This window comes from Exiguobacterium alkaliphilum, assembly GCF_018138125.1.
GTDB lineage: Bacteria > Bacillota > Bacilli > Exiguobacteriales > Exiguobacteriaceae > Exiguobacterium > Exiguobacterium alkaliphilum.
This window is the reverse complement of record NZ_CP073101.1, coordinates 1,920,054-1,944,516: the sequence shown is the minus strand read 5'-3', so window position 1 is coordinate 1,944,516 and position 24,463 is coordinate 1,920,054. Positions and strand designations below refer to the sequence as shown.

At 53.4% G+C, this 24,463-nt stretch carries 25 protein-coding genes; 20 read left to right on the top strand and 5 right to left on the bottom strand.

The features are described 5' to 3' along the window. Positions 1-18 precede the first annotated feature (18 nt). The 5 genes from KB235_RS10030 (at position 19) to nhaC (ending at position 5,278) form a co-directional block, all read left to right on the top strand. Positions 19-837 (top strand): fumarylacetoacetate hydrolase family protein, encoded by an 819-nt coding sequence (locus KB235_RS10030; protein ID WP_034815288.1) that lies wholly within the window; start codon positions 19-21, stop codon positions 835-837. A 120-nt stretch (positions 838-957) separates the two neighbouring features. Continuing rightward, positions 958-2,211: a S1C family serine protease gene (locus tag KB235_RS10025; RefSeq protein WP_081852650.1), complete on the top strand. Its 1,254-nt coding sequence runs from the start codon at positions 958-960 to the stop codon at positions 2,209-2,211. 56 nt (positions 2,212-2,267) lie between these two features. Next, complete coding sequence (locus KB235_RS10020) at positions 2,268-2,612, top strand: DoxX family protein (protein WP_081852651.1); 345 nt, start codon at positions 2,268-2,270, stop codon at positions 2,610-2,612. 21 nt (positions 2,613-2,633) lie between these two features. Beyond that, positions 2,634-3,731 carry an amidohydrolase gene (locus tag KB235_RS10015; RefSeq protein ID WP_211779578.1) on the top strand — a complete coding sequence of 366 codons (1,098 nt, stop codon included), beginning with the start codon at positions 2,634-2,636 and terminating at the stop codon, positions 3,729-3,731. A 146-nt stretch (positions 3,732-3,877) separates the two neighbouring features. After that, positions 3,878-5,278 carry a Na+/H+ antiporter NhaC gene (gene nhaC / locus KB235_RS10010; RefSeq protein WP_420842163.1) on the top strand — a complete coding sequence of 467 codons (1,401 nt, stop codon included), beginning with the start codon at positions 3,878-3,880 and terminating at the stop codon, positions 5,276-5,278. A gap of 27 nt (positions 5,279-5,305) precedes the next feature. Here nhaC and KB235_RS10005 read toward each other — a convergent pair whose 3' ends face one another. Beyond that, on the bottom strand, positions 5,306-6,490 hold the full coding sequence (locus tag KB235_RS10005; protein ID WP_211779576.1) for a hypothetical protein: 1,185 nt from the start codon (positions 6,488-6,490) through the stop codon (positions 5,306-5,308). A gap of 78 nt (positions 6,491-6,568) precedes the next feature. Here KB235_RS10005 and KB235_RS10000 point away from each other — a divergent pair, with 78 nt between their 5' ends. Both KB235_RS10000 and KB235_RS09995 read left to right on the top strand, forming a co-directional pair. Beyond that, positions 6,569-7,681, top strand: a complete 1,113-nt coding sequence (locus tag KB235_RS10000; RefSeq protein ID WP_211779575.1) for a mandelate racemase/muconate lactonizing enzyme family protein — start codon at positions 6,569-6,571, stop codon at positions 7,679-7,681. Continuing rightward, positions 7,681-8,358 (top strand): GNAT family N-acetyltransferase, encoded by a 678-nt coding sequence (locus KB235_RS09995; protein WP_034815295.1) that lies wholly within the window; start codon positions 7,681-7,683, stop codon positions 8,356-8,358. The genes KB235_RS10000 and KB235_RS09995 overlap by 1 nt, the downstream gene beginning before the upstream one ends. Before the next feature lie 20 nt (positions 8,359-8,378). On the opposite strand, the gene KB235_RS09990 is transcribed toward KB235_RS09995, so the two are convergent. Beyond that, complete coding sequence (locus KB235_RS09990) at positions 8,379-9,128, bottom strand: GDSL-type esterase/lipase family protein (protein WP_211779574.1); 750 nt, start codon at positions 9,126-9,128, stop codon at positions 8,379-8,381. Positions 9,129-9,246: 118 nt separating this feature from the next. Here KB235_RS09990 and KB235_RS09985 point away from each other — a divergent pair, with 118 nt between their 5' ends. The 7 genes from KB235_RS09985 (at position 9,247) to hfq (ending at position 15,984) form a co-directional block, all read left to right on the top strand. Further along, entirely contained in the window at positions 9,247-10,167 is a 921-nt protein-coding gene (locus tag KB235_RS09985; RefSeq protein ID WP_034815297.1) for an ABC transporter ATP-binding protein, read from the top strand. Then, on the top strand, positions 10,160-11,158 hold the full coding sequence (locus KB235_RS09980; RefSeq protein ID WP_034815298.1) for an ABC transporter permease: 999 nt from the start codon (positions 10,160-10,162) through the stop codon (positions 11,156-11,158). Before KB235_RS09985 ends, KB235_RS09980 begins: the two co-directional genes overlap by 8 nt. Positions 11,159-11,336: 178 nt before the next feature. Next, on the top strand, positions 11,337-12,866 hold the full coding sequence (locus KB235_RS09975; RefSeq protein WP_211779573.1) for a M4 family metallopeptidase: 1,530 nt from the start codon (positions 11,337-11,339) through the stop codon (positions 12,864-12,866). Between the two features lie 106 nt (positions 12,867-12,972). Beyond that, a complete protein-coding gene (locus KB235_RS09970) occupies positions 12,973-13,836 on the top strand; it encodes a PPK2 family polyphosphate kinase (protein WP_211779572.1) in 864 nt (287 codons plus the stop codon). A gap of 109 nt (positions 13,837-13,945) precedes the next feature. Further along, positions 13,946-14,536, top strand: a complete 591-nt coding sequence (locus tag KB235_RS09965) for an AmiS/UreI family transporter (RefSeq protein ID WP_211779571.1) — start codon at positions 13,946-13,948, stop codon at positions 14,534-14,536. Positions 14,537-14,772: 236 nt separating this feature from the next. Further along, the gene (miaA, locus tag KB235_RS09960; RefSeq protein ID WP_034804775.1) at positions 14,773-15,723 is read left to right on the top strand and encodes a tRNA (adenosine(37)-N6)-dimethylallyltransferase MiaA; all 951 of its coding nucleotides are present in this window, start codon (positions 14,773-14,775) and stop codon (positions 15,721-15,723) included. Positions 15,724-15,735: 12 nt separating this feature from the next. Then, entirely contained in the window at positions 15,736-15,984 is a 249-nt protein-coding gene (gene hfq, locus KB235_RS09955) for an RNA chaperone Hfq (protein ID WP_012726185.1), read from the top strand. Between the two features lie 37 nt (positions 15,985-16,021). Here the strand turns inward: hfq and KB235_RS09950 are convergent, their stop codons facing one another. Next, complete coding sequence (locus KB235_RS09950) at positions 16,022-16,534, bottom strand: hypothetical protein (RefSeq protein ID WP_211779570.1); 513 nt, start codon at positions 16,532-16,534, stop codon at positions 16,022-16,024. Positions 16,535-16,688: 154 nt separating this feature from the next. On the opposite strand from KB235_RS09950, the gene KB235_RS09945 reads away from it, so the two are divergent. From KB235_RS09945 to KB235_RS09920, 6 genes are all read left to right on the top strand, one after another. Then, positions 16,689-17,867: an HD domain-containing protein gene (locus KB235_RS09945; protein WP_211779569.1), complete on the top strand. Its 1,179-nt coding sequence runs from the start codon at positions 16,689-16,691 to the stop codon at positions 17,865-17,867. Positions 17,868-17,882: 15 nt separating this feature from the next. After that, positions 17,883-18,818: a CobW family GTP-binding protein gene (locus tag KB235_RS09940; protein ID WP_211779568.1), complete on the top strand. Its 936-nt coding sequence runs from the start codon at positions 17,883-17,885 to the stop codon at positions 18,816-18,818. A gap of 5 nt (positions 18,819-18,823) precedes the next feature. Then, complete coding sequence (locus tag KB235_RS09935) at positions 18,824-19,597, top strand: 5'-3' exonuclease (protein WP_034815494.1); 774 nt, start codon at positions 18,824-18,826, stop codon at positions 19,595-19,597. Further along, positions 19,578-19,967, top strand: coding sequence for a reverse transcriptase-like protein (locus tag KB235_RS09930; protein ID WP_211779567.1), 390 nt, complete (start codon positions 19,578-19,580; stop codon positions 19,965-19,967). Before KB235_RS09935 ends, KB235_RS09930 begins: the two co-directional genes overlap by 20 nt. A gap of 107 nt (positions 19,968-20,074) precedes the next feature. Continuing rightward, positions 20,075-21,475, top strand: coding sequence for a class II fumarate hydratase (gene fumC / locus KB235_RS09925; protein WP_211779566.1), 1,401 nt, complete (start codon positions 20,075-20,077; stop codon positions 21,473-21,475). A 171-nt stretch (positions 21,476-21,646) separates the two neighbouring features. Then, a complete protein-coding gene (locus tag KB235_RS09920; protein WP_034815312.1) occupies positions 21,647-23,128 on the top strand; it encodes a GGDEF domain-containing protein in 1,482 nt (493 codons plus the stop codon). 14 nt (positions 23,129-23,142) lie between these two features. On the opposite strand, the gene KB235_RS09915 is transcribed toward KB235_RS09920, so the two are convergent. After that, the gene (locus KB235_RS09915) at positions 23,143-23,625 is read right to left on the bottom strand and encodes a dihydrofolate reductase (RefSeq protein ID WP_211779565.1); all 483 of its coding nucleotides are present in this window, start codon (positions 23,623-23,625) and stop codon (positions 23,143-23,145) included. Continuing rightward, on the bottom strand, positions 23,622-24,416 hold the full coding sequence (locus KB235_RS09910) for a thymidylate synthase (protein WP_246514186.1): 795 nt from the start codon (positions 24,414-24,416) through the stop codon (positions 23,622-23,624). Before KB235_RS09910 ends, KB235_RS09915 begins: the two co-directional genes overlap by 4 nt. Between the last annotated feature and the right edge of the window lie 47 nt (positions 24,417-24,463).

Below are 24,463 nucleotides of genomic sequence, written 5' to 3'. Positions count from 1 at the left end.
AAAAAAGGGGGAATTTACATGAAATGGTGTACATATGAACGTGACGGGGAAGTAGCGATTGGGATCGTCGAAGGGACGAACGTGTATGACGTCAGTAATCAATTACATACGAACGCATTGTTAGAAGTCATCGCCCGTGAGTTCGAGCCAGACGTCGACCTAGACGTCGCACCGCGCTATCCGCTCGAATCGGTCAAACTGCTCGCACCGTACCGTCCGCTCAAAAACGTCATCTGTATCGGAAAGAATTACGAAGAACACGTGAAAGAGATGGACACGGCAGGGGCCGGGAAGCTCGTCATCTTCACGAAGGCGCCGACATCGGTCGTCGGTCCAGACGCAGTCGTCGAACGACATCCGGAGCTGACCGACCAGCTCGATTATGAAGGGGAGCTTGCCGTCATTATCGGCAAGTCGGGCCGCGATATCGAACACGTCGAGGAACACATCTTCGGCTACACGGTCTTAAACGACATTACGGCGCGAGACGTGCAAAAACAACACGTCCAATTCTTCCGCGGCAAGTCGTTTGATACGTTCTGTCCGATTGGCCCTTACGTCGTCACACCGGACGAGCTCTCATTCCCGCTCACGATCGAGACGACCGTGAACGGGGAACTTCGACAAGCCGGCACGACCGCCGACATGATTCGGCCGATTGAAGAATTGATTCGGACGCTGTCAAAAGGAATGACGCTCGAAGCCGGGGACATCATCGCGACCGGAACGCCTGCTGGTGTCGGCCATGGGATGAAACCACCTGTCTATTTACAGACAGGCGACACGGTCGAGGTATCCATCTCGGGGATTGGTTCGCTACGAAATATCATCGTCTAACACATTGACGCAAATTGTGAAGAATCTTGTAAACGCTCCGTCAATTCTCGATGAGCGGATTGGTTCCGATTATAATCAACATAGAGATTAGAGGAAACATCATTGAGGAGATGAATCAATATGGAACGAAATGATCACACACCTGAAGATAAACGACGCGACGAATGGCTCGACACGGAAATCGGGTCATCGACACGTTCGCCCGAACCACCGCGAGTGGAACGGCCGGCGAGACCGTCCTTCCTCGGACGGATGTTCCCGGGATTTGTCGGAGGGGTCATCGGGGCGCTCGTGACCGGGGCGGTCGCGTTCCCGTTTCTCGACCAACCGGTGTCGAACGTGAACGATACGGCCGTCACTTCGGAAGGGACACCGCTTCAGACGTCCTCGAACGTCGGGGACACGTCGGTGACGGATGCCGTCGCTGCCGCGCAACCGGCCGTCGTGACCGTGAACAATTTCGCGACGCAAGGTTTCTCGAGCCAGTCGGTCGAGGCCGGTGTCGGCTCTGGGGTCATCTATAAAAAAGAAGGCGACGCTGCATATATCGTCACGAACCATCACGTCGTCAACGGGGCTGACCGATTGACGGTCACGTTTAACGATGGGAAGACGGCGGATGCGACGCTCATGGGCAGCGATGCGACGTATGACTTGGCCGTCTTGAAAGTCGATGCGGCCGACGTGCCAGCCGTCATCAATATCGGTAAGTCCGGCGAGTTGAAGCCAGGACAGACCGTCATCGCCATCGGCAACCCACTCGGTCAGTTCGAAAACTCGGTGACGCGTGGTGTCGTCTCGTCGACGTCCCGACTTGTACCGGTCGACACGGATGAGAACGGACAAGCCGATTTCAACGCCGAGGTCATTCAGACCGATGCGGCCATCAACCCTGGTAACTCAGGCGGCGCCCTCATCAATGAGGCGGGTCAATTGATTGGCATCAACTCGATGAAAATCGCGACAGATGCCGTGGAAGGGGTCGGCTTCTCGATTCCAATCGATATCGCCTTGCCGCTCATCAACCAAATCGAGCAGACGGGCGAGGTGAACCATCCGTCGCTCGGGGTCTCGCTCCGCGACGTGTCGGAGTTTCCGCCTGGATACTTGACCGAACAGATCAACTTACCGGAATCGGTGACGAACGGGACGATTATCATCGATGTGCAGGCGAACAGTTCAGCAGCACGAGCCGGACTTCAAGCCCGTGACGTCATCGTCAAAATCAACGACCAGGACGTCTCGTCGTTCATCGACCTCCGGAGCGAACTCGTTCGCGATACGGACGGGACGGTGTCAATCGAGTACATTCGTGACGGTCAGACCGAGACGGTGGACGTCGAGATTCAAAATGCGAACGGTTCAGCACTCTAAAAGGTGGGCATCTTGCCCGCCTTTTTTGATATGCTTAGAAAAAAGGAGGGATTCATTTGCTTCGTATCTTCTATGGCATATTATTTTTAGGCGCCGGCGTCATGCATTTCGTCAACGAGCGTGCCTTCATGTCCATCATCCCGAAGGCTTGGCCGTTCAAACGGTTCATGGTCCAAGTGAGCGGCGTGATCGAGATTGTGTACGGGACGTTGCTGCTGCTGAATCGGGGCACACGGTTCGTCAAGCGGACGGGACCGGCCTTCTTGCTCGCCGTCTTCCCGGCGAACATCAACATGGCGCTGAAACCGTCGCGAATCGGCGGAAAGACGATCCCGAACTGGGTAACGTGGCTCCGTTTACCGCTGCAATGGGTGCTCATTAAAGGAATTAAAAAAATTTAGTACATACGGAGGGGGAAAGTCATGGCTACGAACGTATTGACGTGGTTCGACCACTTTCACACGCATCCGGAAGTGAGCTGGAAAGAAGTCGAGACGACGAAGACGATTGCAACGATCTTGACCTCGCTCGGCGTATCGCACGACACGTTCGATGACGTCACGGGCGTGTTGGCAGAGATTGGGGACGGCGAAGACGTCATCGCCGTCCGGGCCGATATCGATGCGTTATGGCAACAAGTCGATGGGACGTTTCAGGCAAACCATTCGTGTGGTCACGACGCGAACATGAGCATGGTGCTCGGCGCGCTCGATCTTTTGAAAGATGAGCCGTTACAAAAACGGATCCGCTTTATCTTCCAACCGGCAGAAGAGCAAGGCAACGGGTCGCTCGCGATGATTGAGAAAGGCGCCTTGATCGATGTGACGGAACTATACGGGATCCATCTGCGTCCAATCGAGGAGCTCGCGCTCGGTCAGTTCGCGGCGACGATTCAACACGGGGCCGCCATCTTTTTAAGAGGCAAGGTCATCGGCGACGACGCGCACGGGGCACGTCCGCACCAAGGACAAAACGCGCTCGACGTCATGTTCACGATTCATCAACAGTTGAAAAACATCTATCTGTCGCCGTTCGAACCTCATTCTGTGAAGTTGACCGGGGTGCAGGCCGGCAGCGACAACGTGAACATCATCCCTGGGAACGCCACGTTCTCGATTGACGTACGGGCCCAATCGAACGAGGAATTGCTCGCCTTGCGTGACCGGGTCGAGACAATGCTGCATCAGATTGAATCGCTTCACGGGGTGACGCTCGAGTGGGAGTGGCAAGACTTCACACCTGGAGCCGTCGTCGGCAAACGCTCGAGCCGGCATGCGACGGATGCGATTACGAGTCGGTACGGAAAAGAGGCGCTCGTCGAACGGATCGTGACGTCCGGGAGTGATGATTTTCATTTTTATACGGTGAAAAAACCGGAACTCGACGCAACGATGATTGGCATCGGCGCCAACTTGACGCCGGGGTTGCATCATCCGCACATGACGTTCGATCGGTCGGTTCTACAGGAAGGGGCAGTCTTGTTAGCGGATACGTTGCGCCGGGCTGCCACAGAAAAATGAGACGGAAGCGAATCGCTTTCGTCTTTTTGTTATTGCCAACGTCTAATGTAAGCGTTATCATAATCCTATTAGCGACAATATAACGACAATTCTGAATTATTCGCTAACGGGGAGGAAATTGGATGGAACAGGGGAACAAGCAAGAAATGAAACTCGGATGGGCGCTCTTGCCGCTACTTGTCATGATCGGGGTCATGCTCGTGGCGATTGTATTGCTCGAGCAAGGACCACATATCCCGCTCATCATCGGGACGGCGGTGGCATCGATGGTCGCCTACATGCATGGCTTTAAGTGGAAAGAGATTGAAGAGATGATGTACAAAGGGATCCGGCTCGCCTTGCCGGCGGTCGTCATCATCATTCTCGTCGGTTTGACGATTGGGGCATGGATTGGGGGTGGCATCGTCGCGACGATGATTTATTACGGCTTGACGATTATCTCGCCGGCTTATTTTCTCGTCACGATCTGTTTGATTTGTGCGGTCGTCGCATTATCGATTGGAAGCTCATGGTCGACGATGGGGACGATTGGTGTCGCTGGCATGGGGATTGGACTCAGCATGGGGATTCCGGCAGCGATGGTCGCGGGGGCGGTCATTTCCGGTGCCTATTTCGGGGATAAAATGTCACCGCTGTCGGATACGACGAACTTGGCTGCCGGCTTGACGCATACAAACTTGTTCGAACACATCCGTCATATGCTCTATACGACGGTTCCGGGCCTGTTAATCGCGCTCGGTGTCTACTTTTGGCTCGGCAGACGGTTTAGTGAGTCGGGGACCGATTCATCAGACATCACTCAGACGCTCGCGATCTTGCAAGACAGCTTCTTCATTTCACCATGGCTCTTGTTGATCCCGCTCGCGGTCATTGTACTCGTTGCGAAAAAAGTGCCGGCGATTCCGGCCCTCGTCGTCGGGATCGCGCTCGGGTTTCTCGCTCAATATGTCATTCAAGGCGGGACGCTCGCGGACAGTGTCGGGGCGTTGCAGAGCGGATACGTCATCAATACGGGGACCGAACTCGTCGACAACTTGTTCAGTCGAGGCGGGTTAGACGCGATGATGTATACCGTGTCGATGACGATTGTCGCGATGACGTTCGGCGGAATCTTGGAATATTCGGGTATGCTCCAGTCGATTATGAATCAAATCGTGAAGCTTGCGAAGACGGCCGGTTCGATGATTGCGTCGACGATTTTGGCAGGGTTCGCGACGAATGCCACATGTTCCGAGCAATACATATCGATTGTCGTACCGGCTCGCATGTTCGCCGGTGCATATGAGAAGATGGGGCTTCAATCGAAGAACTTGTCGCGTGCGCTCGAGGACGGGGGGACGCTCACGTCCGTCTTTATCCCATGGAACACATGTGGCGTGTTCATCCTCGGAACGCTCGGCGTCGGGGCGTTCGAATACGCGCCATACGCCGTGTTGAACTTCATCGTCCCAGTCATCTCGGTCATCTATGCGTTTACTGGCTTCACAATCGCGAAGCTCCATGTGTTACAGACTGTCCCACCGGATGATCAGCGACAAGCGCAATAAACAAGGACGCGTCGTCTGACGCGTCCTTTACGTTGGCAGCTTGAATTTATAAACGGAACGAGGCCTTCCTTGCGCATAACTCATCTCTTCGCCAATCACCTCGACGTAGCCGGCATCAAACAGCTTTTTGATGAGCCGTTCCGTCGTCCGGCGCGACACGTGAAGGTAAGCGGTCATCTCTTTGGCGGTAAACTCATGTGTCTGTTTGGCGAAGCCGATAATTTTACTCACGTTCGCCGGACTGATTCCGAGTCGTTTCATCAAGTCGAACGCCCGGTCTTCTGTCACGCGGTACGCGATTGTTTCGTCTGTTCCGGGGAACGACAACTTTTTCGACGCGTCGATGATTCGGATCGGGTGATGCGTCGAGGCTGAGATGGCGATTGTCGCGTGATCATGGGCCGTCTGATAGTCAGGCCCATACCCGATTCCGATTTTTGTCTCCTCATCGGAAGGGGCGAGTGTCTCGATTTGTAACGCCCGTTCAATCACACCTTTTGTGGTGAGGAGTGAGGTCGTGTCGGAATGGACCTCGACATGCCCGTGATGTGGCAACGCGGCAAGGTAGGTTTGAAGCCCAGGCGTCGTCGAGGCATAGAGCACAACGGCGAATTGGGCCGCATCGGCCTGGGCGTGCCGGACCCGCTCGATCAGCTTTTCAACGTGAACGACAATCGTACGTGTCGGTTCGATCATGAGCTGGCTGTTATATCCGGCATCAAGCAACTCGCGATGGACGCGCTCGATGCTCGTCACGGCAAGCGAGGCGTCATGAGGTTGCTTCGACGCATGAAACGTGAACACGTCCGTAAAGGAGACGTCGGGATCGATTTTCATGACGTTCGGTCGAGCCATGTCCGGTAAAGAGGCGAAGATTGACGCCAATCGTTCCGGATCGTTCACATCCATCGTCAAGCGATCGAGCGGGACGTGCTGCGTAACGCTCGCATGTAAAAGTGTCGTCAAAAGCACCGTCTCGTCTTGGACGACGTGATGCGCGAGTGTTTCCTTCAAATAGGGAAGGGCGTATGCATACGGGAACGAACCGGAGAAGAAGACGGCGTCGAACGATCCGAGCTGTTGTGCGATGGTGGCCGCTTCTTTCGGATGGTGATAGATGAACGGACTGAACCGGACGTCATCGAACGAGACGGCGCGCATGACGGTCGAGACGAACGTGTCGGACCCGACGAGCGCGAGATGGATGGCCATGAAAACTCCTCCTTGCAATTTAACGACTATTTAACGACAATATAACTAACGATACGACAGAAGTAAAGGAGCTTATGTATGAAAATTGAGAAGATTGAAGTGTTTGCCGTCCGTTTCCCACTAAAAGTCCCATTCGTCGTCAGCTATCACCGCTATGAGGATATGCCGTCCATCATCGTCAAATTGACGAGTGCTTGCGGTCGTGTCGGATACGGCGAAGCGGTCGCCGATGAGCATGTTACCGGTGAGTCGCTAGAGAGCACGATTTCAATCATCCATCGCTTGCTCGGACCACAGTTGATTGGGGAGAACCCGATGCATATGGAACGGATTCACGATGTGATGGACCGGTCCATCCGGGACGTGCCCGCCGCGAAAGCGGCACTCGACATCGCGTGCCACGACCTCGTCGGGAAGAAGCTTGGTCTTCCGGTATACGACTTGATCGGTGGGCGTTATCATGACGCCTTCCCCGTGACGCATGTCCTCAGTATCGGTGACCCGGATGCGATGGCCGAGGAAGCGAAGCAGCAACTCGATGCCGGTTACACGTCCATCAAGATGAAAGTCGGGGTCGACGTCGCCTCTGACGTCGCGCGCGTCGCCGCGGTCCGACGCGCGGTCGGACCGGACGTCCCGATTCGCGTCGACGTGAACCAAGGCTGGGAGAATGCCGGGAAGACGCTACAGGCGATGCAGCAGCTCATCCCGTATGCGCTCGACTGGATCGAACAGCCGGTTCGGGCCGACGATTTCGAGGGGATGGCCGAAGTGAAAGCGAAAAGTGTCGTCCCGATCATGATTGATGAAGGAGTGCGCGGCATGCCTGAGATGCGCCGGTTGACGCTCATGCAGGCGGCACACAAAGTGAACATCAAACTGATGAAGTGCGGTGGGATCTATCCGGCGAAAAAGCTCGTCCATATCGCGGAAATGTCAGGAATCGAGTGTCAAATCGGGTCGATGGTCGAGTCGTCCATCGCCTCGAGTGCGGGCTTCCATGTCGCCTTCTCAAGTAAAATCGTACGTTCCGTCGAATTGACGGGCCCGCTCCGGTTCGCACAAGATGTCGGGAACTTGCAGTACGATTTGCCGTTCATCCGCTTGAACGAACAGCCCGGACTCGGGATCGAAGTCGATGAGGCCGTCCTCGAGCAGTTGGCGACGGCGCGGTATGAGGTGACGGGCTGATGTGGTCTGGGGTTTGGAACGGTCTCACGTTACACGTTCGCCATTTGACGGAACAGGATTTGCCCGCCATCGAGTCCGTCCAACGAGCGGTCATTGACGAATTGACCGAGTCCGCTCACTATCAAGCGCTCACGACTGGCGAGTTTCAAAAACTATTGGCAGACCGAACCATCATCGGGGCATATCGGGACGAAGATTTAATCGCGTTTCGCGCGCTCCTCATCCCGCCAATCGATGCAGAGCATCTCGGCCGGGACATCGGGTACCCAGAACACTCACTCGAGCGCATCATCTATCAGGAAGTGACGAACGTCCATCCGTCGTTTCGGGGTTATCGCCTGCAACAACATCTCGGCCACCTCTTGATGGAGGCGTTTAGCCAAGACGTCCGATTCGATCTCGTCTGTGCGACGGTCGCCCCGTTCAATATTCCGAGCTTGAAAGATAAGTTCGCCCTTGGACTTCGGATTGGCGCGCTGAAGCCGAAATATGGGGGGAAATGGCGCTACATCTTCATGAGAGAGCTACACACCGGTTGGCATGGGGATGGACTCGTCACATCCGTCGAGATGGCTGACACGGCACGACAAGTGCGTCTGTTACAGGACGGCTGGTATGGGACGGGTATGCGTGAAATAGATGGGACATGGTATATCGACTACGAAAAACAAGCCTGATCGTCATGATCAGGCTTGTTTCAATCGAGTAGGAACAAGACATCGTCCGCGAACTTCTCATACGTCCGGTCGCTCGGATGGAATTGATCGGTCGCAAGGTCCCGTGACACGTCGGAAACGTAGGCGAACGGGTCGATGACGTCGATGCGTTGCGCGTTCGCGAACTGTGCGGCCGACGCATTCCAATCGAGGATGAGTTGATTGAACGCTTCCCCGTTCTCATTGTCTTGGAACGGATTGTATAGCGCGATGTAAATGATTTGAGCTGAATCGTTCAGGTTGCGGATTTCGGTGAAAATCGTATTCAAGTTCGTCTTCGCATCGGCAACGACTTGGGTGATGTCGACCGAGTCGAAATTATCGACGTTCTCGCCGCGGTTGAACAAGTCGTTTCCACCGATCGTCAAGGTGATGTATCGAGCGTTCTCGATTGTCCGTCGTACTTCGGGCTGCTCGAGCTGAGCGAGTAAGTCCTCGGTGCGAGCTCCCGAGACGGCTAGGTTCTGTGACCGGATGCCGTCTTCTTGTAATGCCCGGCTGACGGGTTGCACGTATCCGGCGCCCGACGTCGAGCCGACACCGCGTGTGAGCGAGTCACCGAGGGCGACGAACACGTCACCTTCTGGTGCAGGGCGGGCATCCCCGTTGACCGAGAGCGTCCGTTCTGGCGGATGAACGATATCTTGATAACCGATCCATAGGCCGTATAGAGCCGTTCCTGTTAGAAAAATCGAGCCGATTAAAAACGCGTACCACTTTCGGTTTTTCATCTGATGACCTCACTTTCGTTGTTCTCATCATATCAAAAAAACGTGAACGTGCCCTATGTGAATGTTCGAATAGGACAGACTGGCATCGTCTCCGCTAGAATGGAAAAGAGGTGAGACGATGCAACCAACATTGAAGATTGATCAATTGACAAAAGTGATTGGGAAAAAGACGATTATCGACAATATGTCGTTCGACGTGTTTCCTGGCGAAGTGTTCGGCTTCCTCGGTCCGAACGGGGCCGGGAAGACGACGACGATTCGGATGATTGTCGGTTTAATCAAACCGACGAACGGGACCGTCTCGATCTGCGGCTATAACGTCGAACGAGAATTCGTCCAAGCGATGAACCAAATCGGGGCGATTGTCGAAAACCCAGAACTGTACAAGTTTTTAAGTGGTCGTGAAAACTTGGAAGTGTTCGCCCGCATGTTGCCGGATGTGACTGAGGCGAGAATCCAAGAAGTGATTGACCTCGTCGATTTGACGGCACGAATCGATGACAAAGTGAAGACGTACTCGCTCGGGATGCGGCAACGGCTTGGGATCGCCCAAGCGCTCCTCAACAACCCGCGCGTCTTGATCTTAGATGAGCCGACGAACGGACTCGACCCGATGGGGATTCGGGACTTGCGCCTTTTCATCCGCCGACTCGTCGAAGAGACGGGCTTAAGCGTGCTCGTCTCGAGCCACATTCTAGCGGAAATCGAACTGCTCGCCGACCGCGTCGCCATCATGTCTCGCGGCAAAATCGTCAAAGTCGGCACGGTCGGGGACTTGATCAACGAGCTCGCCTCGACGGTCGACGTTCATGTGCCGGACAGCTTCGAGGCGCTCCCGATTGTGCGCGGATTCGAGTCGGTGACCCAAGCCGACGTCATCGATGAACGAACGATTCGCGTCTCGATGAACTTGGAGGACACCGCCGACTTGAACCGCTATTTACTCGAGCGCAACGTCGCGGTCTCCGGTCTAGAGCGACGCGTCCAAACGCTCGAAGAGTTGTTTATTTCGTTGACCGGGGGTGACCACATTGTCTAATCCTTCAATCATCGGATTGATTCGAAACGAAGTGTTAAAGATTCATCGCAAACGACGCTTGCTGGTCGTCTCGACGATTCTCGTCGTCCTCGTCTCGATGTTCACGTATGCGAACTATCGACAGATCGAGAAGCAGCGGGAAGAACAGGGAACGATTGATTGGCGCGTCGATTTGCAGCAAGAGATTATCGACACGCAAAACCGGCTCGCCTCGGCGAACGTCCAAGACGAGTTCCGGCAAATCCTCGAATTTCGGGTGCAACAGAACCAATATTACTTAGATAACGACATTAACCCGAGTTACCCGGGGGCACCGACGTTCATGCGCGTCTTCTTCTCCCAAGGGACGACGCTCGTCCTGCCGCTCTTCATCATCGTCTTGATGGCCGATATCGTCAGCGGCGAGCATAACGACGGGACGATTAAGACGCTCTTGTCGCGACCGGTCCGGCGCTTCAAGATCCTGCTTGCGAAATGGATGACGACGCTTCTTTATACGTCGCTCCTCATCTTCATCACGGCGCTCGTCAGTTATGCGATTTCCGGTATCGTGCTCGGCTGGGACGGTTGGACCGCGCCGATACTGACCGGATTCCAAGCCTCGCCGACCGGTACGTTCTCGACCGACTTCGTCCATACGCTGCCGATGTGGCAATATCTACTCATGTCCGTCGGCCTCGCCTGGTTCGTCGTCGCCGCGGTCGGGACGATCGCACTCATGGTGTCGGTCATCGTCAAAAACACGGCGACCGGGATTGGTATCATGATGGCCGTCCTCATCTCGGGTCCGCTTTTGACGTCGCTCGGTTCGAACTGGGACAGTTCGAAGTACCTCGTCAACGTCAACTTCGGTCTTCATACCTATCTCGAAGGTCAAGCGCCACCGATTGATGGGATGACGTTACCGTTCTCGCTTATCGTGATTACGCTCTGGTCACTGGCGGCACTCGCTTACGCGTTTTACCATTTCACGCAAAAAGATGTATATTGATTCGACGTCGCCCGTTACGGGTGACGTTTTTTTTATACAGTGAGAAAGGCGCTGTCCTGATGTACGAGTAGTCATATTTACTTAATATTTTAAATTATCAAAATAATCAAATGGTTGGATATCTTAATTGTGTGAAACTATGTAAAGTTTGAATCACCACATAAGGAGGGACACACAAATGAAAAAAGTATTATCCACATCCATCATCGCCGGCGTCTTACTCGTACCGCAACTCGTCGGGGCGAGCGAACTCAAATCAGGGACGTTGACGAAACCGTCAAACGAGGCACCGACGACAATCGTCAAAGAATATGCGAAAGCGAAAGGGCAGTTCAAGACGCTCGAGTCGAAGCAAGACAAAGTCGGTCAAGTCGTCAAGTTACAACAGACTGTTGACGGGGTACCGGTCTTCGGTGGCATCGTCGTCGGCGTTGTCGATGAAGCGGGGCAATTGAAGACGGTCGTCGATGACACGAAAGCTGTCAAAGGATTACATAAGTCAATCAAGTTGAACGAACAAAGAGCAATCAACCGCTATAAAGAGCTCGTCGGTCATCAAGGCGCCTATGAGCTTGAACCGAAAGCGGAACTCGTCGTCTATCCACAAGGCGACTCGGCCGTCTACGCGTATGAAGTGACGGGAACGATTCTTGACGCGGACGAGCCGTCACGTTGGACGTACTTCATCGACGCAGCGAGCGGAGAAGTCGTCAACAAGTTCAACCAATTGGCGCATGCGAAGCCTATTAACGGTGTGACTGGCACGACGTACACGGGAACAGGCATCGATGTTCTCGGCCAAAGCCAGACGTTCAAGACGACGAAGAGCGGATCGTATTACTATCTTCAAGACTCGACTCGTGGTAAAGGAATTTACACGTATGATGCGAAGAACCGGACCCTCTTGCCGGGATCGCTCTGGGCCGACCTCGATAACGTCTTGAATACGACGTATGACCGGGCAGCAGTCAGCGCGCATGTCAACGCGACGAAGACGTATGATTTCTTCAAGAACACGTATGGACGGAACAGTTACGACAACAACGGTGCCGCGCTCAACTCAACGGTCCACTATAGCCGTAGTTACAATAACGCGTTCTGGGACGGTAGCAAGATGGTATACGGGGACGGGGACGGGCAAACGTTCACGTACCTTTCAGGGGCGCTTGATGTCGTCGCGCACGAATTGTCTCACGCCGTCACGGAGTACACGGCAGGACTGATCTATCAAAACGAGTCTGGGGCCATCAACGAAGCCATTTCAGATATTTTCGGGACGGTCGCCGAGTACAGTGTCGGCTCGAACTTTGACTGGTTGATTGGGGAAGACATCTATACGCCAGGCGTTGCTGGTGACGGACTCCGCTCAATGGCGAACCCTGCCGCTTACGGGGACCCAGATCACTATTCAAAACGTTACACGGGTACGCAAGATAATGGCGGTGTCCATATCAACTCAGGAATCGTCAACAAGGCAGCCTACTTGCTTGGTAACGGTGGCACGCATTACGGCGTCTCGGTCCAAGGCGTGGGCGTCATGAAGATGGGTGACATTTACTACCGTGCGCTCACGGTATACTTGACACCGTCCTCGAACTTCTCGAGCCTCCGTCAGGCGGTCGTGCAGTCAGCGAAAGACTTGTACGGTGCGACGAGCCCGGAAGCCATCGCGGCGGCGAAGTCGTTCGACGCGGTCGGCATCAATTGATAGGCAGACATCGACTTCGCAAGGGGTCGATGTTTTTTTGTGGGCGATATGGACTCTGAACTTTTGGGTATAAAGAAGGGATATGAAAAAAGTGAGGTGAGCCCGAATGAATGATTTTGATGCATATAAAATTGATCAACAACGAACACGGCGACTTGAGGAATTCGATACATCCGTTTCCGACCGACCGACTGACGATGAATTGCAAAACAAACTGATCCCGGAAAGCATCGAACGATTGAAAGAACTGCATTGGAAACTATATGCCGAGGCGGAGACGGGAGTCATCGTCGTCTTACAGGCGCTCGATGCCGGTGGAAAAGACGAAGCGATCAGCTATATCTTTTCGAACTTGAACGCCCAAGGGTTAAAGACGAACGCGTTCCAAAAACCGTCCGAAAAAGAAAAGAAACATGACTATTTGTGGCGCATGCACGACTTGATGCCAGAACGCGGGCAGGTCGGTATCCTCAATCGCTCCCATTACGAGGAAGTCATTGCCCCCCGAGTACACGATTTGCTCGGGGAAGAAGCGATTCCGGATGAGACCGACAAAGAGGAGGTTTGGTCGGTGCGTTATCGCCAAATCAATGATTTTGAGCGCTACTTGCATGAGAATGGGTTCGAAATCATTAAGTTCTTCTTCAACGTCTCAAAGGATGTACAACGAGACCGCTTGCTGGAACGGTTAAAAGACCCGAAGAAAAATTGGGAGTTTTCCTTTAGTGACGTCAGGGAGCGACAGTATTGGGACGATTATCAGGCCATCTTTGCCGACATGCTCTCGAAGACGGCGACGGAACATGCCCCGTGGTATGTGCTCCCGGCCGATGACGAATGGTACGCCCGTTATATCGTCTCTTCGGTCATGATTGACGTGTTAGAGCAAATCAATCCCGAGTTTCCGACGTTTACGGAAGAAGAACAAGAAAAGATTGACGAGGCCATCCGGACGCTTGAGAGCGAGTGAATCAAGGCGTTCTCGTGAACAACAATTTCCCCTCTTGCATTGAAAGCGAATTCACAGTACAGTGGACATATCGAAAGACGTCTGACATCTGTACAAAGGAGTAATGCACGTGGGGAATATCAGTTTATTGTTTGGTGGCGTGGCGCTATTTTTAAATAGTCTCGTCTTGTTCGGGAAAGTCGACGTGAGAAGCGCCGGCGTGTTCAGCTTGTTCACCGGTCTATTGCAAGCGTTCATCGCGACATGGCTCGTCGTCCATGCGACACCGGCCGAAGTGTTCGGTTATGCAGGAATTTATTTGTTCGCATTCACTTATTTATACGTCGGTGTCACGTTCTTGTATGACTTAGACGGTCGCGGCGTCGGTTGGTTCTCCCTTTTCGTCGCGATTGCCGCATTGTTTTACGCAGGGATCGGCTTCGGACGGGCTGATTTTGTGGACGGGGCGATGTGGACGTTTTGGGCGTTCCTTTGGGCGCTCTTCTTCCTCGGCATGGGGCTCGGGCGACCGATCGATGCGGTAACGTCACGGGTCGCGCTCGTCTTAAGTTGGTTGACGTTGATCGTACCGGCAATGGTCGGAATGTCTGGACTGGCAACACCGCTATATACGATTATGTGGTGGGCTGCGAGTGGTACAGCGGTTCTCTACTTCGGGTTCACGATGTGGCGATACCGCTTGATTGAAGTGACCTTATGAAGATGCTCCGAGCGAGCATCTTTTTTTTTGCGTATTAATTTGTGTCTAATATGTGAAGAGTGGGAATGGAGAAACAAAGGAGGCGGACACGAATGAGTGATGGACTAGTTTTATTGCTCGGCTTGCTATTATGTGGTTGGATGCTGTTTGCCGTCGTATTTGATGATACAATTAAACGAAGAATTTGACTGACCGTCTCCTTCCTGGAGCGGTCTTTCGTTTGAGGAGTGAGCTGGATGGAAAAAACACCCGTCATCGTGATTGTCGGACCAACGGCGGTCGGTAAGACGAAGACTGGAATCGAGTTAGCAAAAGCATTCAACGGAGAGATCGTGTCCGGTGACTCGGTACAAGTGTATCGCGGCATGGACATTGGATCGGCAAAAGTGACGGTCGAGGAGGCGGAAGGAATCCCGCACCATTTGATTGACATTTGTGACCCCGATGAACCGATGAGCGTCGCCAAGTTTCAACAACGGGCACGTCAGGCGATTGACGATATTTATGCCCGCGGTAAACTGCCGATTCTCGTCGGTGGCACCGGACTATACATTCGATCTATCTTATATGATTATGAGTTCGCTGAACGGCCAGTGAACGAGGCGCTGCGAGCGTCGCTTGAAGACGAGGCGAGTCGCCTCGGCGCGGACGCGCTGCATGAGCGGTTACGTGAACTCGACCCGAGACGGGCCGAACAAATCCATCCGAATAACGTGCGTCGTGTCATTCGCGCCCTTGAAGTCGCGATGCAAGGGGACAGTCAAGCAGTCGATAGCGCCCCGTCCGAACATTATGCCTATAAGCTGTTCGTCTTACACGCTGACCGGGACGTTCTCTATGAGCGAATCAATGAGCGCGTCGATGTCATGGTCGAGACGGGTTTAGTCGATGAGGTCAAACATCTCCTTGACGCAGGATATGGGAATACACAGGCGATGCGGGCTATTGGGTATAAAGAAGTCGTCCCTTACATCGAAGGTCGCATCACGGAAGAGCGGATGCGCGAGACGCTAAAACAACATACGCGGCAATTCGCCAAACGACAATTGACGTGGTTCCGTCATCAATTTGATGGGATTTGGGTGGATATGGGAAGAAAATCATTTGAACTATCGTATAAAAATATTTATGATGAAGTTGAGGGGTTTTTTCGAAAATTCCGATTATTTGAAAGAGACACAGACTAGGGGGAATGCAACATGAAGGCAAGCTATAACATCCAAGACCATTTTTTGAATCAGTTGCGTAAAGAGATGGTACCGACGACCGTGTTTTTAGTGAGTGGGTTTCAAATTCGGGGAGTCATCAAGTCGTTCGACAACTTCACGGTCATCGTTGAGTCGGAAGGGCGCCAACAGTTGATTTATAAACATGCGATCTCAACGTTTTCACCAGCCCGTAACGTTACGCTGTATGAACCAGATGCGGTGGAAGTGACAGAAGGATAAGCCATAAAGAAAGAGCGGCCCGGGGACCGCTCTTTCTTTATGCTGTTTTTACGTCTTTGTCATGACCGACCGCCTCGAGCACGCGGTGGATGGCACAACCGCCAAAGATCGAGTCGAGTTGGTCGCAAAGCTGTGACGGTTTGGACCGATACAAGTGGGCGAACGTGCGCTTCCATGACCGCTCCGCCGACTGGATTCGGACGAGCAGGTCGGCGTGGCTGAGCTCTTTCAACTTTTCAATGTTCATACGGTTCGTCCGGGCGAAGGCGGACAAGACGAGAGCTTTAGCGAGCGGTGTCTGCACTGGATAACCGAGGACGAGGAGCGTCGCCATCGCGCCTTTTAGCTCATGGGTGATAATCGATTCGAACACCGCATCGTGCGTATATGGATTCCCGGCGTGACCGGAGACGATTCGTTCGAGATCAGCCTCAGGCACCGGGCAGGCGGCTGCCTTGATGATTTGTTCAGTCGTCGGATGTTCACTCGCATAACGTGTCGCTTCCCCCGTCGCGATGAGCCGTTCATACGTGTCTATCAATGAAATCATTTCGATTCCCCCTTTTTATAACTAACTCTATCGTATCAATACTCGTAAGCGCTTTCAATGAAATCCGAGATTTTTTTCGACCTACAACGAAAGTATGTTCGCCTAGCCTAATGAAAAACGGTACAATGGGCACAGATGCGAAGGAGGGGCTATGATGAACTATTATCAACAAATCGAACGAGTCACAGGGGACGGGTTTGACCGAAATATTTACCAAATCCCGGCCATGGAGCAATCGGACGTGCGCTTGGCTGATTTGACGGACGGGACGCCCGTCGATATGAAAGCGCTCGTCAGCACGGTCGAGGTGAAAGAAAGTAAGTCGGGGGCGAAGTGGCTTCAGTTGAACGTGACGACGGCGAGCGGTTTGATTCGCGCGAAGCATTGGCTGCGTGGCAATGAGGATCAGCTATTGCCGATTTACGAGTCGGGTGTCGTCGCCCTGTCAGGGAAAATCGACGTCTACCCGAAACCGGATGGCGCGAAATCCATCACGATTGACAAGGTGCAAGCAATCTCTCGCGACGAAGCGGTCTCGCTCTTACCTGGCCTGCCAAATGACGAGACGATTGACGCGTTCGCGGACGAATTGTTCGCAATCCTTGGGACGCTATCTCCAGACGCCCAAAAGATTGCCAATGCCCTGCTCGAGGACGTATGGGACGACTTCGTCTTGGCCCCGGCCGCCTTGTATCATCATCACAACTATGCCGGCGGGTTGTTGAAGCACACGACGTGCATGCTTCGGCTCGGCTATCGGATTCAGGAGCAAGACGACTACTTGGCGATGGCGTTCCGTGTCATCAAAGAGGCCGAGCAGTTGCACAAAGTAGACGTATGGAATACGATGAACGGTGTGAAAGTCGAGCAGGCGTTCAAAGGGACGTTCGAGTCGCTGTATGCGGCGTGTGAGGCGGTCGCCGAGCTGAAAGAACCGCTTCGGTGGGATGAACTCGCCCTCGGGATTTTGTTCCACGATATCGGCAAACTGTATGAATATAGTCATCTATTGTCGTCACCGCGTCGCTTCGAGAACTTGTTTGCCGTCTCGGGTACGAGCGAGACGACAGGGATTTCCATCAATCCGATGGGCAGTCTAATCGGTCATATGCCGTATGGAGGGCTGTTGTTCGAGAAGAGCCAGCGTCAGTCTGGCGTCACGTTACCGCTTGATGTCCATCATCGGATTTGGCATATGATTTTGTCCCATCATGGAAAGCGGGAATGGGGATCGAGCGTCCTCCCGGTGACGGCTGAAGCGTGGCTGCTCCATCTCATCGACCTGCTCGACGCTCGGTATGAGAAGTGGGCGCGTGTCCATGACAATCTATGAAGTGAGGTTTTTGCAATGATTCCCGTGCAACTTGTGACCGGTTTTTTAGGCGCCGGTAAGACGACTTATATGAACAGGCTGCTCGCGGCGACGAACGAGCGTATCTTGCTCATCGTCAACGAGCTCGGTTCCATCAATTTGGATGAGCAACTGATTGTCCAAATGGACCAAGAGCAAATCGAACTATCGAACGGCTGCATTTGCTGCTCGATTCAAAACGATTTGAGCAAGACGTTTTATCAGCTCGCGGCCAAAGACAAGACGTTCGACCGAATCGTCATCGAGACGACGGGCGTCGCCGATCCGGCCCCGATCATCCAGACGATTTACTATGATGACTATTTACGAACTCATTTCAAGCTGACCGCGATTTTGACGGTCGTCGATGCGAGTCAAATGGACCGGGACTTGTTTATAGAAGGAATTCACCAAATCGCTTATGCCGATGTGATCCTGTTAAATAAGACGGACCTCGTGGACGAAGCGGTGCTCAGACGGGCGCATGAAAGGATTCGTACAATCAACCCGACCGTTCGTGTCGTCGAGACGGTACAAACGGAAGGGGACTACGATCTGCTCGAGGATACGTTCCAACTGTCTCGTGTCGATGAGCGACAGCTGTCCACGTTGACGGAAGGTCACGGCTCCGTGGCAACACTCCGTGCCGTCACGTTGACGACAGATGTTCCGCTTTCCCGGGAGCGTGTGACGCGTTACGTCCGAGAGGTGCTCATGCATTATGAAGATCAGCTCTATCGCTTGAAGGCGATTGTCCGACTTGACGGGGAACAATCCAAATTCGTCGTTCAGGCGACGAACCAGTTGATGGGTGCGACGTTCGCGAACGAACCGAGTGACGACACCCGTTCCGTGTTCGTCTGGATTGGGAAGGAACTTGACCGTGAAGCGCTCGCTCGCGGATTACATGCTTGTGAGGTGGTTGAGACGTGAAACTGATGTTAGTAGATGGGTTCAACTTGTTGTCACGTTATTACTTCGCGACAGAGCGTCGCCGGGCGCTCGACCCTGATGTGACAGTGAAAGGATTGCTTCGAAAAGTCGATGGCTGGACGAATGACTTCTCCCACATTGCCTTCTTTTGGGACGGGCCGCGTGAATCGACACATCGATTCGCCATTTTCCCTGAGTATAAGGCGACGCGGACCGGACTCCCGGAACCGTTATTCGACGACTACGTCAAATTACGGGCGGCCTTGACGGAACGAGGCATTTTCCAGTCGGAACTTGCCGGCTATGAGGCCGACGACTTGATGGGGGCGGTGGCGACACACTTCCCGGGCGAGTCGTACCTCTATTCGTCGGACCGCGACCTGCACCAACTGTTATCGGACTCGGTCTTTCAAATCGTACCGAAAAAAGGGGAAGAAGTGCTTATGAACGGGACGCTGTTCGAGTCACTCTACGGCATCAAACCGCTCCAATTCGTCGATGTGAAGGCGCTCCAAGGCGACGCGTCGGACAACATCCCTGGTGTTCGCGGAATCGGACCGAAAACAGCGACGATTCTCGTTCAGTCGTATGATACGGTCGAAGTGCTATTTGATCGATTGAAGCATGATCAACTGCTCGAGGCGCACCGGAAGTTCTCAAAGAAGCTCGATGGACAGGAAGGCGTGGCGAAGTTGTCGAAACAGCTCTCGCTCATCGACATTCATGCCCCAATCGAGATGGACTGGGAGGCGTATCGCTTTGGTTCACATCTATTTTGACGCCGCCACGAATCAAGAGACCGCTCTGAACGGACTCGGTGTCTGGCTGCGGCAAACTGACGGCACGGTGTCGACGTATATGAAGAAAGTGTCAGGGTTGACGAGCGTTCAGGCTGAACTTGCCGCCCTCGACTTTGCGCTCGAACACGCGCACCAGCTCGAAGGTGAGACGACGTTCATGATATATTCGGATGCGGAGACGGTCGTGCGCGCCCTTGAGCAGCGGTTCTTAAAAGATCAAACAATGCGTCCTTTGTTCGTTAAAGCGCTAACGCTCTATGACGAGTTGCCACATAAGTTCATCAAGTGGATTCCGCGTGCGGAGAATCGATCCCATGATGTGGCGAAACGAGCATTAATGATGGAGTGAAAGTCGGGCGTTGGCCCGACTTTTTGTCAATTGCAGGGGGAATGATTTCTTTTTTGCAAAAGTTTCGCTAAAATGAAAGCGTAGTCAAAAAAAGAGGGGGAATTTTCATGGATTATCGGATTGAACGGGACACGATGGGGGAGATCAACGTTCTAGCTTCGGCGAAATGGGGCGCACAGACACAGCGCAGCCTAGAGAACTTTAAAATCGGGACGGAGAAGATGCCGATCGAGGTCATCTACGCCTTTGCCATCTTGAAAAAAGGAGCCGCGCTCGCCAATGCCGAACTCGGCGTCCTCGAACAAGAGAAGGCCGATGTCATCGCCGAAGTGGCCGATGACATCATCGCAGGGAAACACGATGCCGAGTTTCCGCTCGTCGTCTGGCAGACCGGTTCTGGGACGCAGTCGAACATGAACGTCAACGAAGTCATCGCCCATTTGGCGAACGACTTATTGAAGGCGCGCGGTCAAGCGCTCACGATTCATCCGAACGACGACGTCAACAAGTCGCAAAGTTCAAACGACACGTATCCGACCGCGATGCATATCGCGGCCATCTTGGCGGTCGAGGATCACGTCCTCCCCGCGATCGACGCGCTGCACGGGACGCTCGCGCGTAAGGCCGATGAATTCATGGATATCGTCAAGATTGGTCGTACCCATCTTCAAGATGCGACTCCCGTCACGCTCGGGCAAGAGATTAGCGGTTGGGTGCGTATGCTCGAACTCTCGAAACAGATGATTGAGCGGACGATCGAACCGTTGACGGAACTTGCGCTCGGGGGTACGGCTGTCGGAACGGGCATCAACGCCCATCCGCGTTTCGGGGAAGTCGTCGCGGAGAAGATTTCACACGAGACCGGTAAACCGTTCGTGACGGCAGTGAACAAGTTCCATGCGCTCACGAGTCATGACCAGCTCGTCTTCACACACGGCGCGTTGAAGGCAGTTGCCATGGACGCGATGAAAATCGCGAACGATGTCCGATGGCTCGCCTCGGGACCACGTGCCGGCATCGGAGAGATTACCATTCCTGAAAATGAGCCGGGTAGCTCGATCATGCCAGGTAAAGTGAACCCGACGCAAAGTGAAGCGTTGACGATGGTCGCCGCGCAGGTGCTCGGCAATGACGCGACAATCGGATTCGGCGCGAGCCAAGGGAACTTCGAGTTGAACGTCTTTAAGCCCGTCATCATGTATAACTTCTTGCAGACGTGCCGCCTGTTGACGGACAGTCTGCACTCGTTCGATACGCATTGCGCGGTTGGCATCGAGCCGGATCGTGACGTGATCGCCCATAACGTGGAGCGCTCGCTCATGCTCGTCACAGCGCTCAATCCGCACATCGGTTATGAAAATGCGGCGAAAATCGCGAAACTTGCTCACAAAGAAGGCGTATCGCTTAAAGAAGCGGCGCTGAAAACGGGTCTTCTCAGTGAGGAACAATTTGACAAGTGGATTCGTCCGGAAGAGATGACGTCACCAAACTTAAAAGTTGAAAAATAAAACAAGGGCGGCCGCAAGGTCGTCCTTTCTCTATGGTAATTTAGGACGTAAGTACTAACTATCTGTCAAACAATAGGAATAAAATGAGGAAATAGTTGTATTTTCGTGGGCAAAGTCGCATAATCGAAGACAGAAGCGAATTTCGGGGAGAACGAAACTGGGGGGTCGGGAATGTTGCATCAACCTACAGCTCGTATACACGAGATCTTGTCCAAGTTGACAGAAGCGCGCCAACTGCCAAAACAAGACATCGACTATTTATTGGATTGGATGAAAACCGAAGTGAAGAAGCGGCGATTCATGCATTTACTCGAGATTTTCAGCCGAGTTGAAGCGGATGCACGTGATTTGCCGGCTGTCCTATCCCAAGCGGAGGCGACGGCTTTGATTGCCCCCGTCAAACGATACATACATACGATTCTCGGCATTGACCAAGAAGACGAAGACCTCGTCCTTATCTTATCGACGAGTTTCTCGACGTTCAGTCGATACAAACCACGTGTCGAAAAACTCGGGGCGCGGCCAGTTTTTTTACAAACGCTCGCCGAAGCGGTCGAATATGATTACGAGGACGTCCCGAAAGCGATCATGATGGACGTCGAGCTTTGGTCGAACTTCCGAGAGCGCGACATCCAGTCGTTCGTCAGCAAGATGAAGAAGCTATACGTCCCGCTCATCGTCATCGGTACGAACGAACATTACCGGCTAGCGGCGTATTCATATGGCTTCGATGACTATTGGGAGTCTTGGATCCCGATGGAAGAGCGCCTCGTCCGGCTCGGACATCATATCGAAAAAGCGCGGCTCGTTTCGAAAGCACTCCTCGTCGATGAGTTGACCGGTGCGTTCAACCGTAAATATTTGAAAGCGACGTTCGGCCGGTTCATGTCCCGGCTAGAGCGTTCAGGTGAGAGTTTCACGCTCGCTTTGCTCGATATCGATCACTTCAAGCAATTGAACGATACGTTCGGTCATGCGTATGGAGACGAAGTGTTACATCGCGTCGCCGAAGAGATTCGGCTCGCCATTCGCTCAAGTGATGAACTGATTCGGTATGGGGGCGAAGAGTTCCTCGTCATCTTGAACGTCTCGGACCGACAAATCGTCGATGCCGTACTCGAGCGTGTCCGGACGCGCATCGAACAGATGACGTTCTCTTATGAACATCATCTCACCGTCTCGATCGGGTACACTCGTGTGTGCGAGACCGGTCTGACACTCGGTGAATGGTGCGCGTACGCGGACGAGGCGCTTTACAAGGCGAAGCGGGACGGACGTAACCGCATTATCCGATACTCGACAGCCGTCCGCGAGGAGAAACGCCTCGCCTACGTCACGATGAGCCCGAGAAAGTATGCTCGTTTGGCCGACCAGTTACCGAAGCAACATCGGCGCTATGAAGTCGTGTATCGTCCATACGGGGCATACGTCTGTAACGATCACGTTGAAATGTTCGTGCTAGATGAATCAGGATCGAATGAGGCGCGGACACTGTCGGCCGTGAAAGAACAACGGGGAAAATATAGCCATATTTTGGCCGTGACATCGCGGACGGCGGCGGAGATTGGGCTATATGACGACGTGTCTGAGGCGGATAGTGAGGCTGCCATCACCGAGAAAATTGAACAGTGGCTCGAAAAGTTGCCGGACTAAAAAAGACATCGAACTCAATCGATGTCTTTTCTGTCGTATTGGTAGAACGTGAAGCTGTGGTCGTGTCGCTCATCGGCCGGATGGAACTGTTCGGACGTGACGACGACGTCCGGCAGCGTCGGATAGAACGTATCCGCCTCGAACGACCCATCGACGGCCGTGACGTAGAAGCGGTCCGTCCACGGCATCGTCTGCTCATACAACGTGGCACCACCGATGACATATAAATCATGCTCTTTCGCTTCGTCTTTTAGCCGCTCGAGATTATGCCAAACTTCGATATTGTCGGCCTTAAACGATGTGTCGGACGTGACGACGATATTTCGCCGGTTCGGGAGAGCGCGACCAATCGACTCGTAAGTCTTGCGGCCCATGACGATCGTCTGTCCCGTCGTGATGGCTTTGAACTGTTTCAAGTCATCTGGCAAGCGCCAAAGCAACGCATTGTCTTTTCCGATTTCGCGGTTGAGGCCATAGGCGACGACGTGGATGATCATACGCTGACGGCTCCTTTAATGTGTGGGTGCGGATCGTAATCGACAATTTCGAAGTCCTCGAACCGGAAGTCCTCGATCGAGGTGACATCCCGAACGATTTTTAGTTGCGGGAGCGGTCGTGGTTCGCGTGTCAACTGAAGGTTTACTTGCTCGAGGTGGTTATGATAAATATGGGCGTCGCCGAGCGTATGGACGAAGTCCCCGACCTCAAGGCCAGTCACATGCGCGACCATATGTGTGAGTAGGGCGTAGGACGCGATATTGAACGGGACACCGAGGAACGTGTCGGCGCTCCGCTGATAGAGCTGGCACGATAGCTTGCCGTCCGCCACATAAAACTGGAACAATAGGTGGCATGGCGGTAGCGCCATGTCTTCAAGTTGACCGGGGTTCCAAGCCGAGACGATGAGACGACGCGAGTCGGGATTCGTCTTAATCTGTTCAATCACTTGGGCGAGCTGGTCGACACTCGTGCCGTCCGGTTTCGGGAACGAGCGCCACTGGGCACCGTAGACGGGTCCGAGGTTGCCGTCCTCATCTGCCCATTCGTTCCAGATGCGGACTCCGTTGTCTTGCAAATATTTGACGTTCGTCTCTCCTGAAATGAACCAAAGGAGTTCGTGGATGATGGAACGGGTATGTAATTTTTTCGTCGTGATCAGGGGGAACCCGTCCTGAAGGTTGAATCGCATTTGATAACCGAAGACGCTCGTCGTCCCGGTACCAGTCCGGTCCTCTTTGACGACCCCGTGTTCGAGGATATGGGCGCATAAATCATGGTATTGCTTCATGTGGGAAATCCCCTTTCTCATTCTAGATATTCAAAAAGTCGCACTCA